7 protein-coding genes are annotated in these 14,412 nt (G+C 64.6%); 2 read left to right on the plus strand and 5 right to left on the minus strand.

All coding sequences use genetic code 11. From position 1 onward, the window contains the following. Positions 1-17: 17 nt before the first annotated feature. The 3 genes from BraRD5C2_RS27400 to BraRD5C2_RS27410 form a co-directional block, all read right to left on the minus strand. The gene (locus BraRD5C2_RS27400) at positions 18-1,307 is read right to left on the minus strand and encodes an MFS transporter (protein ID WP_223974032.1); all 1,290 of its coding nucleotides are present in this window, start codon (positions 1,305-1,307) and stop codon (positions 18-20) included. A gap of 230 nt (positions 1,308-1,537) precedes the next feature. Continuing rightward, entirely contained in the window at positions 1,538-3,202 is a 1,665-nt protein-coding gene (locus BraRD5C2_RS27405) for an amidohydrolase (protein ID WP_223974036.1), read from the minus strand. A 12-nt stretch (positions 3,203-3,214) separates the two neighbouring features. Continuing rightward, complete coding sequence (locus tag BraRD5C2_RS27410) at positions 3,215-3,610, minus strand: hypothetical protein (protein ID WP_223974038.1); 396 nt, start codon at positions 3,608-3,610, stop codon at positions 3,215-3,217. Positions 3,611-3,737: 127 nt separating this feature from the next. Between BraRD5C2_RS27410 and BraRD5C2_RS27415 the strand changes: the two genes are divergently transcribed. Together BraRD5C2_RS27415 and BraRD5C2_RS27420 are read left to right on the plus strand one after the other, a co-directional pair. After that, on the plus strand, positions 3,738-4,169 hold the full coding sequence (locus tag BraRD5C2_RS27415; RefSeq protein WP_223974040.1) for a winged helix-turn-helix transcriptional regulator: 432 nt from the start codon (positions 3,738-3,740) through the stop codon (positions 4,167-4,169). Positions 4,170-4,371: 202 nt separating this feature from the next. Beyond that, positions 4,372-5,889: a helicase HerA domain-containing protein gene (locus BraRD5C2_RS27420; protein WP_223974042.1), complete on the plus strand. Its 1,518-nt coding sequence runs from the start codon at positions 4,372-4,374 to the stop codon at positions 5,887-5,889. Positions 5,890-6,051: 162 nt separating this feature from the next. Here BraRD5C2_RS27420 and BraRD5C2_RS27425 read toward each other — a convergent pair whose 3' ends face one another. Beyond that, positions 6,052-13,053, minus strand: a complete 7,002-nt coding sequence (locus BraRD5C2_RS27425) for a hypothetical protein (protein ID WP_223974044.1) — start codon at positions 13,051-13,053, stop codon at positions 6,052-6,054. 42 nt (positions 13,054-13,095) lie between these two features. After that, entirely contained in the window at positions 13,096-14,406 is a 1,311-nt protein-coding gene (locus BraRD5C2_RS27430; RefSeq protein WP_223974046.1) for an autotransporter strand-loop-strand O-heptosyltransferase, read from the minus strand. Positions 14,407-14,412 lie beyond the last annotated feature (6 nt).

Raw genomic sequence — 14,412 nt, forward strand, 5'->3', positions numbered from 1 at the left:
CAAGCCGCCTGCGTTTGCTATTTCGCGAGCGGCTTGCCGGCCGTCTCCGGCGCCAGGGCGATCAGCGGCAGGCCGATCAGATAGATCAGCGACAACATCGAGATTGCCAGCGGGAAACTTCCGGTGCGCGCGGCGAGCGCGCCGATCAGCGTCGGGCCGGCAGCGCCGAGCACGCGGCCCATGCTGAAGGCGAAGCCGGAGCCCGAGCCGCGCAGCGCGGATGGAAACATCTCCGGCAGCCAGATCGTGAACAAGCCAAACACGCCATTGGTCAAGAAGCCGAGCACCGGCAGCAGAGCCATGAACAGCACCAGGCTGTCGAGCCATTCGATCGCGACTTCATAGCAGACCACAACGGAAATCAGTCCGCCGATGAAGAACAGCACCGCGGTGCGCCGCCGGCTGCCGAGCCAGGTGGTGAGCGATGGCACGAGGAAGCAACCGATCAACGTGCCGACATTGGTGATCAGCCCGGCCACCGCGCCCATCTCCTGCGCATGCGCCGGCGTCGCCCCCGCCGCGACCAGCTTGGTCGAAATCACGGTGGGCGCCCAGAAGTTCGACGACCACAGGCCGAAGATGATGCAGGCCATCATCAGCGCCGCCGCCCAGGTGGTGCGCGCCTGATCCCCGGTGAACAACGCCGCGACCGACGGCCGCTCGCGCGACGCGCTGCCCTCGGGTTCAGGAATGTTGCTGCGCAGATACGCAATCAGCAGCGCCGGCAGGATGCCGAGCAGGAACATGCCGCGCCAGCCGAGCGTGCTGCCGATCACGAGCGTCACGGCGGCGGCGAGGAATAACCCGGTCGGCGTGGCCGTATGCAGCCAGCCAGCGAGTCGCACCCGCGTATTCTCCGGCACGGATTCCTGCAGCAGCGGCGTGCCCGCGGCCCATTCGCCGCCGATGCCGAAGCCGGCAACGAAGCGAAACAATGCGAACATCACGATACCGGTCGCAAGCCCGCACAGCGCCGTGAACAGCGAGTAGACCAGCACCGTCCAGCACATGATCCTGACGCGCCCGTAACGGTCCGCGGCCCAGCCCCAGACCATCGAGCAGGCCCAGCCCAGCATGAAGATCGAGAACAGCAGGCCGCCATAGATGCCGATATTGGCCTTGCTCGGCTCGATGCCGCTGGCGGGCAACAGTTCGCTCAGCGCGCTGACCAGGATGTAGCCGTACATCGAGGAATCGAAGCCATCCAGCATCCAGCCGAACCAGGTCGCCCAAAACACTTTTCGCGGCGACGCCGCGCCAGTCGCCGTGACCGACGGCGCAACGGCATCAACGATGCTCTCAGTCATGTTTCCTCGCACGTTTTTTTGTGCTGCGGACTATGACGAGGTTTGCGCGACGAGACACCTCCGCCAAACGGGACGGAGGTATCCGGCATCAGAATGGCGGCGCCGCTCGGGGACAGTGCCTTCTCGCCAAATTCGAACGGCGGCTGGAATTTCTCAAGCGGTAATCCCGAAAGTCGGGAAGGGCATGTCATCTTGCAAGAGGCACTTTCGAGCCAGCCGCGCGCGAGTTTTCATCCGGCCTCGTGAACCTGACGGCCCTCGAACCATGTCGAAAGCACCCTGGTCTGCGATAGAAGCTCCGGCGCGGTCGCGAACAGGTCGCGATCGACCAGGATGAAATCTGCCGACTTTCCGGCTTCGATCGATCCGGTGAGATCGGACAAGCCCATCGCCTGCGCCGCGTTGACGGTGTAGATACGCAGCACCGTCTCGAGATCGAGGGCCTGCTCCGGCCAAAGCGCGCCATCATATCCGCCCCGCGGATTGCGGCGCGTGATCATCCCTTCGATCCCGAGCCAAGGGTCCGGATTGGCCACAACCGGCCAGTCCGATCCGGCCGCCATCAACGCGCCGGCGGCGTGGAGATCGCGAAGCGGCCAATAGCAATCGGCGCGATCCTCGGGCATCGCCGCGCGGATGGCTTCCTGGATCGGGCCGGGATACCAGATGATCGGCGACAGGTCGGCCGCAACATCGAGCGCGCGGAAGCGCGGGATATCGGCGGGGGCAACGAAGCCCGCATGCGCGATCTGGTGCGTAGCACCAGCGCCGTTTCCGGGTCCGTTGAAGCTACGCACGGCGTCGATGGCATCGAGCGTATCGCGAACCGCGGCATCGCCGGTGCAATGCACCTTGACCCGCATCCGATGTTTCTCGGCCTTTGCGATCCACCGCACCAGATCGGGAATCGAGATCAAGGAATCGCCGCAAAAGCAGCAGCCTTGCAAGCGCGTGGCGCGGTATGGCGTGAGCATGGCGGCGGTACGCGTCGTCGGCACTCCGTCCATGAACAGCTTGATGAAATCGGGGCGGACGTGGCGGGTGCGATAGGCCTCGCGGCGCACGATCAGCGCGTCGCCGACGAGATCGGCACCCGACAGCGTCCGCTGCGCGGGCAGCGAGGCGACGCACCAGCCATTGAGCTCATTCGCACGATCGAGCGCGGCCAACGCTTCCAGGAACGGGAGCGTCGTGGTCGCATCCTGAAATGCGGTGACGCCGAAGCCATTGAGAATCTCAACCGCGCGGCGGCACGAAGCCTTGTTGCGCTCCGCAAGATCCGGGATGCTTCGCTCGACCGCCTGCTCGGCAAGCCCCGAGGCTCGCTCCAGCAGCAGCCCGGTCGCAGCCCCGGTCTCCGCATCGCGCAGGATTTGACCGTCTTGCGGATCGGGCGTGCCGGCGTCGATCCCGATCAGCTCCAACGCACGAGAATTGACCCACCGGTTGTGCTGGCTGTCGTCGCGCAGCATCACCGGATGCGCCTCGGAAACCGCATCGAGTGCCGCCAGCGAACTTGCACGGCCGATCACCTCGACCAGTTGACTTCCCCAGATGCCGCCAAAGACCCACTCGCCCGGTTTCGTCGTCGCGCATCGCGCGCGCACGGCTTCAAGCACCGCATCGAACGACATCGTCGGCAAGAGTTTCAATTCATAGAGGTCGGCTTGCCCGCCACGGAGATGGTGGTTGTGCACGTCGACGATACCGGGCAACAGCATGCTGCCGCCAAGGTCCACCATCCTGGTTCCGGGACCGGCCAGACTTTTGATGTCGAGATCGTGACCGACGGCAACGATGGTGCCGCCGGCCACCGCAATCGCCTCGGCGCGGCTCGCAGCGGCATCCGCCGTGAACACGTTTCCATTATGGAAGATCAATTCCGGCCGCATCATCGTGCTTGGCCCTCAGTGCGCCGACAAGGCTCGCGGCTGCCGCGAGAAAATAGTGAGGCACAGAGCGTAAGCCGCGATTGCGGCGGTCTGCAGCCAGTAAGGTAGTGTGGACCTGCCGTCGAGAACGACGTGCAGCGCATCGGAAAGATTGACGGCGCAAAGACCGAGAACCGTGACCCAGATCGCGACCAAGGCGAAGACGACCTCACCCGAATGCGCGGCGGAGACAAACAGGCAGATATAGGCCACCACTGCGAACGAGATGATCTTGTCCTGATAGGCGTAGTAGGGTGTATCGTAGTAGACAAAGAGGATGGGCACCTTGATCCCGAAGAAGTGCGCCACCGCCATGCAGCAGAAATAGGCTACGCCGGCCCAAAGAAGCAGACTGAGAATTCGACCGCTCATCGAGTCACCCCATAAAGGACCCTGCGAGATATTCCTGTCGGCGAGCTGGTTACATCGCTCGCGTCGTTTCACGGTCCCACATCAATCATGGACCAGCCAGACACATTAATTTCTGACCGAGGAAACCATGGCCTACCATCGCAAGCGCCCCGCCCAGGATCCCTGCCCCGTCGAGACGGTCCTCAAGATCGTCTCGGGAAAGTGGAAGGTTCGGGTGCTTCATCTCCTTTCACTAGACGAACTCAGCTTCGGCGAATTGCGCAACTCGATCGTGGGCGTTCGCCAGCAAGTCTTGTCCAGCCTGCTGCGGGACCTGATCGCCGACGGCGCGGTCCGGCAGCGCAAGATTTCATCCGAACGATCGATCTACGCACTGACGGAGAGAGGATTCGAGCTTGTTGCGCTGCTGACCCCGCTGGCCGAGTGGGGAAACAATCTGCTCGCCGAACAGGGCGTTACGTGGCGACCGCCCGAGCCGCGGCGAAGCGCTCAGCACGGCGGCGGTGACGAGACCTACCGGACATCGGGGCACCCGTCCGCGCAGAGCGCGCAACGATAATTGCGTTCGACCGGTTTGCTTACCGATTGCCGCGCCGGCTGACGTAGAACACGCTATAGTGGCTCGATCAATCGTCATCTCGTCAGACGAGCATCGCGCTTGTCCAGATCCCGGTCGCGCCTGGGGATCATGCCGCGGTTCGCTCGACGGGGCGCGATCGGCTTGTTAAGCCGCGTCCCGCAAGGACAATTTGAGTCGGGACATGACCGTAGCGATCGAGATGGGACAAACGACGGCCGGCGCTTCGGCGGCCATCGACCTCGAGGAGCTATTGGCCACGCGCCTCCTGGTGCAGGGCAATTCGGGTTCCGGCAAATCCCATCTGCTGCGCCGGCTGCTGGAACAGAGCGCGCCATGGGTGCAGCAGACCATCATCGATCCCGAGGGTGACTTCGTGACCCTGGCCGAGCGATTCGGCCACCTCGTCATCGATGCCGAGGACCATACCGAGCGCAGCCTGCAGGTCGCCGGCGAGCGCGTGCGCATCCATCGCGTCTCCACCGTGCTCAATCTCGAGGGGCTCGACGCCGAGAACCAGATGCGGCGCGCCGCGGCCTTCCTCGGCGGCATGTTCGAGGTCGCCCGCGACCACTGGTATCCGATGCTGGTGGTGGTGGACGAGGCGCAGCTGTTCGCGCCGGCGATCGCGGGCGAAGTTTCCGACGAGGCGCGCAAGCTCTCGCTCGGCGCGATGACCAACCTGATGTGCCGCGGCCGCAAGCGCGGGCTTGCCGGGATCATCGCGACCCAGCGGCTGGCCAAGCTCGCCAAGAATGTCGCGGCCGAAGCATCGAACTTCCTGATGGGCCGGACCTTCCTCGATATCGACATGGCGCGCGCCGCCGACCTGCTCGGCATGGAGCGGCGGCAGGCGGAAGCGTTCCGCGACCTGGAGCGCGGACAATTCATGGCGCTGGGACCCGCGCTCTCCCGCCGCCCGCTGGGCTTGCGCATCGGTCCGACCGACACCCAACCGCGCAACGCGGCACCGCGGCTGATGCCGCTGCCTGAAGCGGCGCTTGAGGATGCACGCGCCATCATCCTCGCGGCCCCGCCGCCCGAAACTACGGCCAGACCGCCGCGCCGCGCGCCGTCGCCCGACCTGCTCAGCCAGTTGATGGCCGGCAAGCCAACTGTACCGGAGCAAGATCCCGAAACCGCGGAACCGCCGCTCAGCGCCGAGCAGCTGGCCGAGCGGCGTGAGCGGCTGGATCGCATCTTGCGCGCGATCCTCGCCGAGCCCGACGCCGGCTTCCGCGCCATCGGCGTGCTCTATCAGGAGTTCGTGGTCCGCTGCCGGATCGAGGGTCTCGGTGCCGTCGTGCCCGAGCTGACCGATTTCCGCCGCATGCTGACGCGCGCCCGCGCCGGGCTCGGCGCCGAGATGGCGGAGGACGACGCGTGGCAGGATGTCTCGCTGCGTGCCGCGATCCTGCCCGAGGACATGCAGGGCGTCTTCATGATGATCGCCCGCGCCGCGAAGGAAGGCTGGCCCTGCCCGAGCGATGCCGCGATCGCCCGCGCCTATGGCACGCACTCGCTGCGTCGCGCCCGGCATTTGCTGACCTACATCGAGGAGCAGGGCCTGATCGTCTGCCAGCTTGACGGGGCCGGCCGGCGGATCGTGACACTCGTCGAGCTCGCCTGGGCCACGGCCGCAGCCGACCCGAATGCCGACGAAGTGCCGGCGGAAGCAGCCTGCAACAGCTCGACTCCGTAATCAGTCGCTGGGCGACGAAGCGTTCGGTCTTGCATGGAATCCCGGAAGCGTCGCAAGACACGAAAAGGCCCGCCGGAAGGCGGGCCTTTTTGTTTCTGCTGGTTGAGGAATCTGGTTGCGGTGGGCCCGCGACAGGCCCCCATAGCTCCTCATCTTCAGGCCTCACGCATGCTGTGGCTGCGCAAGCTGGCTGACCTGCGTCGCCGGCGGATCGACAACCAGGGTCCCGCCATGGCCGTCGCTCGAGGTCGTGAAGGTCGAGGCCATGTAGTTGCCGAGAAGCGCAATACTCGCCGTAACAGTGCCGTCCGTCACCGTGAGCGTTCCGTTCGTACTGGTTCCGCTGAAGGTCGGCGTGTGAACGCTCGCGAAATTGATGTTCGCGAAATCGATCGCATCCGAACCCGTCATCCCGGCGACGGTCCCGCTAAAGCTCGCGGAATTGTCGAGCTTCAGCGTCCCCGTCGACCCTTGGAACGTCACGCCGGCATTCGACCCCCCGGTCAATTCCAGGGTGCCGCCCGGCACGATGTTGGCGCTGCTCGGGCTCTCTCCTGTCACATTGAACGACTGCCAGGCGCCCCATGCGGTGCCGTCATTCGCCCGGATCCAGAGTTGGTCGGTGCCCGAGCCGGCCTGATAGGTCGTCTGGGAAAGCTGCGCCGCAGTGATGTCGATCTCGGTATTCGCAGACTGGTTGACTCCGTTGACGTTCCAGCGCCCGTTGGTGTTGGAATCCCACAGCGCATATTTCGTGATGGCATCGCCGTCGGCGTCCGCCGCAGTGACGAGGTTCGCGGCAGCAAAGGTCTGCCCCGAGACCGTCACGACGTTGGCGACCGAGACGGTTGGCGCCTGGTTGGTTGCGGTGGCCGTGAACGACTTCCACGTACTCCACTCGCTGCCGTCATTGGCCCGCACGAAGAGCGTATCCGACGGCGAGCCGCCGGGGCCGAACACGTAGCTCACCTGCGAGAGATTCGCCGCCGAGACATCGATCTCGGCGTTGGCCGCCTGGGCGACGCCGTTCACCACCCAGTGGCCATTTCCACCGGTGTCCCAGAACGCATACTGGGTGATCGGATCGCTCTCGGCATCCGAGGTCGAGAACAGGGTCGAGGCCGCCACCGAATGGCCGTGAATGCCGCTGACGTCCGATGCCGTCACGACCGGAGCCGTGTCGGGACCCGGCGTTGCCGTGAATGCGGCCCAGGAGCCCCACTCGCTGCCGTCATTGGCCCGCACATAGAGCGTATCTGATGTCGAGCCGCCGGGGCCGAACACGTAGCTCACCTGTGAGAGGTTCGCCGCGGCAACATCGATCTCGGCGTTGGCCGCCTGGGCGACACCATTCACCACCCAGTGGCCATTGCCGCCGGTGTCCCAGAACGCGTACTGGGTGATCGGATCGCTCTCGGCATCCGAGGTCGAGAACAGGCTCGACGCAAGAGCCGACGTCTCACCGTGGACCGCGGCCACGTTCGCCGCCGTCACGACCGGAGCCGTGTCGGGGCCCGGTGTTGCCGTGAATGCGGCCCAGGTGCTCCACTTCGATCCGTCGTTCGCCCGCACGTAGAGCGTGTCGGGCGTCGAGTTGCCGGGACCGAACACGTAGCTCACCTGCGAGAGGTTCGCCGCGGACACATCGATCTCGACGTTTGCCGCCTGGGCGACACCATTCACCACCCAGTGGCCATTGCCGCCGGTGTCCCAGAATCCGTACTGGGTGATCGGATCGCTCTCGGCATCCGAGGTCGAGAACAGGCTCGAGGCGAGAGTCGACGCCTCGCCGTGAACCGCGGCCACGTTCGCTGCCGTAACGACCGGAGCAGTATCGTCCCCCGGTGTTGCCGTGAACGCGGTCCAGGTGCTCCACTTCGATCCGTCATTCGCCCGCACGTAGAGCGTATCGGGCGTCGAGCCGCCCGGTCCGAACACGTAGCTGACCTGCGAAAGATTCGCCGCGGCAACATCGATCTCGACGTTTGCCGCCTGGGCGACGCCGTTCACCACCCAGTGGCCATTACCGCCGGTGTCCCAGAACCCATACTGGGTCATCGGATCGCTGTCGGCATCCGAGGTCGAGAACAGGCTCGAGGCGAGAGCCGACGTCTGCCCATGGGCCGCTTTCACGTTCGCCGCAGTCACGGCCGGAGCAGTATCGCCCCCCGGCCCTGCCGTGAACGATGTCCAGTTACTCCACAGGCTGCCGTCGTTTGCCCGCACGAAAAGCGTATCAGCCGTCGAGCCGCCGGGACCGAATACGTAGCTCACCTGCGACAGGTTCGCCGCGGCAACATCGATCTCGGTGTTGGCCGCCTGGGCGACACCATTCACCACCCAGTGGCCACTTCCGCCGGTGTCCCAGAACGCATACTGGGTGATCGGATCGCTCTCGGCATCCGAGGTCGAGAACAGGCTCGACGCAAGAGCCGACGTCTGCCCATGGGCGGCGGTCACGTTCGCGGCCGTAACAACCGGAGCAGTATCGACCCCCGGTGTTGCCGTGAACGACTTCCAGGCCCCCCACAGACTGCCATCGTTGGCCCGCACGTAGAGCGTATCGGGCATCGAGCCGCCGGGCCCGAACACGTAGCTGACCTGCGACAGGTTCGCCGCGGCAACATCGATCTCGACATTGGCGGCCTGGGCCACACCATTCACCACCCAGTGGCCATTTCCACCGGTGTCCCAGAACGCATACTGCGTGATCGGATCGCTCTCGGCATCCGAGGTCGAGAACAGGCTCGACGCAAGCGCCGACGTCTGCCCATGGGCCGCTGTGACGTTCGCGGCCGTAACGACCGGAGCGGTATCGCTCCCCGGTGTTGCCGTGAACGACTTCCAGGCCCCCCACAGGCTGCCGTCATTCGCCCGCACGTAAAGCGTATCAGCCATCGAGCCGCCGGGGCCGAATACGTAGCTCACCTGCGACAGGTTCGCCGCCGCAACATCGATCTCGACATTGGCGGCCTGGGCGACACCATTCACCACCCAGTGGCCGTTGCCACCGGTGTCCCAGAAAGCGTACTGGGTGATCGGATCGCTCTCGGCATCCGAGGTCGAGAACAGGCTCGAGGCGAGAGCCGACGTCTGCCCATGGGCGGCCGTCACGTTAGCGGCCGTAACGACCGGAGCGGTATCGGCCCCCGATGTTGCCGTGAACGACTGCCAGGCTCCCCACAATGTTCCGTCGTTCGCCTTGATGAACAGCGTATCGGGGGCTGACCCTGTCGGCCCGAACACGTAGCTCACCTGCGACAGGTTCGCCGCCGGAACATCGATCTCGACGTTGGCTGCCTGGGCGACACCGTTCACTACCCAGTGGCCGCTTCCGCCGGTGTCCCAGAACGCGTACTGGGTCATCGTGTCGGGATCCGGATCGCTCACCGTGAACAGGCTGGATGCGGCGATCGACGTCTGGCCGTGCGCCGCGGTGACATTGGCTGCGTTCACGGTTGGCGCGGTGTCGACAAACGCCTTTGCGGTAAACTGGGTCCAGCCGCTCCAAGCCGTGCCGTCATTGGCTCGTACGAAGAGGGTATCAGTCGAACCGCTCGGACCGAACACGTAGCTCATCTGCGACAGGTTCGCCGCCCCAATATCGATCTCGGCGTTGGTCGCCTGCGCGACGCCGTTGAGGACCCAGTGTCCGTTACCTTGGGTGTCCCAGAACGCGTATTGGGTGATGGGATCGCCATCGGCGTCCGTGACCGAGAACAGGCTGGAAGCGAGCGCAGAGCTCTCGCCAAAGATTGCCGTTACATTGGGCGCGGACGTGACCGGTGCGACGTCGGCACGCGTCGTGACCAGCGTGCCGGTGCCGCCATCGGTGCCGACGCTGAACCGGACGCCAGGGGTTTGATCAAGCTGCAGATCAAAGGAGGAAGCCCCCTCGGTGACATGCAGGATGTTGCCCGCGAGCAAGGACGCCGATCCGCCGGATACGAAATTGAGGCCAGCCAAATCGATGCTGTCGCCCAGCACCAGACCGCTGATGGTGGTGCCGGCCAAAGATGTGCCATCGACCTTGAGCTGCCCGCCGGAACCGCTGAATGCGATGCCGCTCGCGAGGCTTCCCGCCTGCAATTCGACCACGCCGCCGGAGATCGTCACCACCCCTGCGGAGCCGCCGGACGATACAATCTCACTACCACCAGCGAACACGAAGACGTTGCTCGTCGTCGTGCCTGCTAGATTGAACGCGCCACCACTCGACACCGCAATGTCGTGCGCCGTGCCTCCGGCGGCAACGTTGAACACGCCGCCACTGGAAACGGTCAGGTGATCCAGCGCGCCGCCCGAAAGGACGTTGACCGTGCCGCCGGAGACGGCCGTCCCGGAGCCCACGGCGCCGTTGACAACACCACCTGAGACGACGTTCTCAACACCACCGGCATAAACGCCCACGCGGCTGAGCACGGTGCCCGACACATTGAATATGCCGCCGCTGGAGACGCCGACGAAAGCCGCCGTGCCGCCGGCCAGAACGTTCAATACGCCGCCTGCGCTGACGCCGGTGCCTGAACTGACGGCTCCGGTGATCAGTCCACCGGACAGCACGTTCTCGACACCGCCGCTAGTGACGCTGGCATTGCTCAGCACGGTGCCGGCAACATTGAAGATGCCGCCGCTCGACACGCCGACAAAGGCCGCCGTGCCGCCGGCCGACAGGTTCAACGTACCGCCCGAAACTCCAGTCCCGGATCCGCTCGCGCCGGAGATCGATCCTCCGGACAAGACGTTCTCTACGCCGCCGGCGTACACACCGGTATTGCTCAGCACCTTGCCTGCGACATTGAAGATGCCGCCACTCGACACACCGACGTGAACAGCCGAACCACCGGCCAGGACATTCACGACGCCTCCGGCGAAAATGACGGTCGCCGCACTCGATGCCCCGGAGATGAACCCGCCGGACAGCACGTTCTCCACGCCGCCGCTCGAGACCAGCGTGTTGCTTGTGATCGTACCCGCAACATTCAGGGTGCCGCTCGACACCGTAAGGTCGTGGGCCGTACCACCGGCCGAGACATTCAGAGTACCGCTCGAAACTGTCAGATGATCCAGCGCACCGCCCGCAAGAACGTTGACGGTGCCGCCGGATATGCCCGTCCCGAGGCCGGGGGCGCCGGTGACCACACCACCCGAGAGAACATTCTCAACGCCGCCGTCAAAGACGCCGACATTGCCGAGTACGGTGCCAGCCACGTTGAACGTGCCGCCACTCGACACACCGACGAAAGTAGCCGAGCCACCGGCAAGAAGATTCAAAGTGCCGATAACTCCGTTCCCCGCGGAGAAGGATCCCGAGATCAGTCCACCGGACAGCACGTTCTCGACACCGCCGCTCGACACCGTCGTGTTGCTCGTCGTCGTGCCGGCAAGATTGAACGTGCCGCCGCTCGACACCGCTATGTTGTGCACCATGCCGCCGGCGGAAACATTCAGCGTTCCGCTCGACACCGTCAGGTGATCCAGCGCGCCGCCGCCAAATACGTTGACCGTGCCGCCGGATACGCCGGTCCCGGAACCGGTAACGCCGGTGACAACACCACCCGAGAGGACGTTTTCAACGCCGCCATCATAGACAGCGACATTGCTGAGCACGGTGCCCGACACGTTGAACGTGCCGCCGCTCGAAACACCGACATAGGCCGCCGAGCCACCGGCCAGAACGTTGAGGGTACCGATAACACCGGTCCCCGAGCTGATGGCGCCGGTGATCAGACCGCCGGACTGCACGTTCTCGACGCCGCCGGCAAACACCATGCCGTTGCTGAGCACGGTGCCCGCGACATTGAACGTGCCGCCGCTCGACACGCCGACAAAAACCGCTGAGCCCCCGGCCAGAAGGTTTACCGTACCGCCGGCAATGCCCGTCCCCGAGCCACTGGCCCCGCTGATCAGACCACCGGACAGCACCGTCTCGACGCCGCCCGCCAGGACGCCCGTATTGCTGGTCATGGTGCCGCCGACGCTGAGCACGCCGCCGCTCGAAACAGTAACGTGGTCGGCGGTGGCGCCGGCTTCGACGATGACCCGCCCGGAATCGCCAACACTCGTCGCCGAGCCGCCGGCGAGAATGTCGAGCAGACCGCCGCCCGAAACTTGCACGCCCGACGCGAGGCCACCCGACGAAACGGTCTCAACGCCGCCGCTGAGCACGAATTGATTGGTGACGATACCGCTGTCGTTCAGCGCACCGCTGGCATAGACGAACATCGCGGTCGCGGTCGCGCCCGACAGCACGTTCACCGTGCCACCGGAGATCGCGGTGCCAAAGCCTCCGGACACACCCTGCACCACACCGCCCGACAGCACGTTCTCGACGCCGCCGCTATACACACTGACAGAGCTCAGCACCGTACCGGCGACGTTGAAGACGCCACCGGCCGAGACGCCGACATAGGCCGCCGTGCCGCCGGCCGAAAGGTTCAACGTACCGCCCGAAACGCCGGTCCCGGATCCGCTCGCTCCGGAGATCGACCCGCCCGACAGGATATTCTCGACGCCACCGGCGTAGACGGCCGCATTGCTCAGCACACTGCCAGCAACGTTGAACGTGCCGCCGCTGGAAACGCCAACATGGACGGCGGACCCGCCGGCAGAAAGGTTCAATATGCCGCCGGCGGAAACGCCGGTCCCGGAGTTTGTTGCCCCCGAAATGAAACCGCCCGACAGTACGTTTTCGACACCGCCGCTACGGACCCCGATCATGCTGAGCGTCGTGCCGGCTACGTTGAAGACGCCGCCGCTCGAAACCGACAGGTATGAAGCAGAGCCGCCGGCGAGAACATTGACGGTGCCGCCGGAAATGCCGGTGCCCGAGCCGACGGCTCCGGAGATGAATCCGCCGGCCTCGATGTTCTCGACGCCCCCAGTGAACACCGCCGTGAAACTGTTGACGGTCCCCGCCACGTTGAGCGTGCCGCCACTCGAGACGGCGAAGCGATCGCCCGCGCCGCCGGCGCCGACGACGGCACTGCCGCCGCTGGAAATTGTGGTCCCAACCGCGTAGCCGCCGGCATCGACCAGGAGCTGGCCGCCGCCACTGAGCGTCGTCTGGGTTGCCGAGCCTCCGCTGAGGACCTCGAGCGTGTTGGCTCCCGTTTCGGTCAGTCCTGAGCTGGTAACACCCGAGCTTACAAAAGTGGTGCTCATGGCAGCGCGCCCCCAAAAAAAATGGTCAGTTCTTGAAATAGGCTAGAGCTTGAATCCAGGAATCGTCCTGATCACCGACTTCACATGGTCCACGGTGATCAGCTTTGTGCACTCGAACTGACGCGGCGTTCCCTTGTGGCGGGGACACCAGAAAAAATCTTTGTGGTCGAATCGAACCGCCGGATCGTTCCAGCAGCTATTGCAGGCGTGATAGTTGATCACGCGATACGGCGTAGCAAATTCATTTGTCGGATGCGTGAAGCCCGCGATCATCACGACCGGGGTGCCGACCGCCCAGGCCAGCCAGGCAAGTCCGCTGGAAAGGCCGATGAAGAAGTCCGCGTGATCGAGCAGATTCGCTCGCTCCTGAATCGGGCGGTCACCGGTCCAGTCCTCCGCGCCGTTCGGAATGTGATTCCATACCAGCTCGTGGCCGTGCGTCGGCTTCTGATCGATGCAGATCACGCGATAGCCGGCCTGCTTGAGGAAGCTGATCAGCTCGCGCCAACCGTTCGGGTTATTCCAGTACTTGCACTGCGTCGTGCTCTGAACCGCGATGCAAACATAAGGCTCGGGAATGGGCCTTTGCTCATCGGCCAGCGAGATGCGCGGCGCCACCTCGGTCGGATCGACGCCGAGGATGTATCCGGCGGTCCGGTGCAGCCCCACAAAGCGGAAGTCACACGGCTGGTAGACGAAATTCTTGTCGTCGAAAAACAATCCGACGCTGTAGGTGGCGTAGTATCGGTCGGTTTGAATTTCCTCATGCGTAACGAAGTTGATCTCCGGATACGCATCGCGAAACAGCGGAATCAGCTTCTCCGCCATCGCACAGGTCAGCCTGCAATTGTGAGCTTGCCTGAACTTTTCCACATAGGGAAACCAGCCGATCGTGTCGCCCAGGGTGCCGACCGGAAGCTGTATCAGGACGTGACGATCCGTCGCGTTGTACTCATGCGAGAAAATGACATCCTCGCCCTGCAAGACCTCGATACGGAAACGAATGTAGTAGCGCTTTGAGCTGTTGACGCGTCCGCCCGCGAACTGCGTCTCGAAAAGAACATTGCCGGTCTCGGCGTCCCAAAGACGCACGCGCCAAGGACCTTCGGCTTCGGGACAGACGACCCGGGCGCCGTCGTTGAAGTCGAAGCGCAGGCCCTTCGGACCGACTTGAGTGGGAAGTTCTGCCGCTGCCGGATAGGCCCGCTTGGGCGTTTCGGCATCCGGCGCAACGGCTTCCGACTTGGCGGGTACCGCGCTGGTCGACCGATCAACGATGACTTTGGGTTGGTCGGCCACTTGGTCAATCGGACGCTTCAGCCCGATCGCCGGCGCGACGGCAATCGCATTCACGAATAT

Source organism: Bradyrhizobium sp. RD5-C2 (assembly GCF_019972155.1).
Taxonomy (GTDB): domain Bacteria; phylum Pseudomonadota; class Alphaproteobacteria; order Rhizobiales; family Xanthobacteraceae; genus Bradyrhizobium.

What these genes read in the sequence shown, in the direction of transcription:
- BraRD5C2_RS27410 (WP_223974038.1), bottom strand. Translation starts at nt 3,610, where the DNA reads ATGAGCGGTCGAATTCTCAGTCTGCTTCTTTGGGCCGGCGTAGCCTAT.
- BraRD5C2_RS27405 (WP_223974036.1), bottom strand. Translation starts at nt 3,202, where the DNA reads ATGATGCGGCCGGAATTGATCTTCCATAATGGAAACGTGTTCACGGCG.
- BraRD5C2_RS27415 (WP_223974040.1), top strand. Translation starts at nt 3,738, where the DNA reads ATGGCCTACCATCGCAAGCGCCCCGCCCAGGATCCCTGCCCCGTCGAG.
- BraRD5C2_RS27420 (WP_223974042.1), top strand. Translation starts at nt 4,372, where the DNA reads ATGACCGTAGCGATCGAGATGGGACAAACGACGGCCGGCGCTTCGGCG.
- BraRD5C2_RS27400 (WP_223974032.1), bottom strand. Translation starts at nt 1,307, where the DNA reads ATGACTGAGAGCATCGTTGATGCCGTTGCGCCGTCGGTCACGGCGACT.
- BraRD5C2_RS27425 (WP_223974044.1), bottom strand. Translation starts at nt 13,053, where the DNA reads ATGAGCACCACTTTTGTAAGCTCGGGTGTTACCAGCTCAGGACTGACC.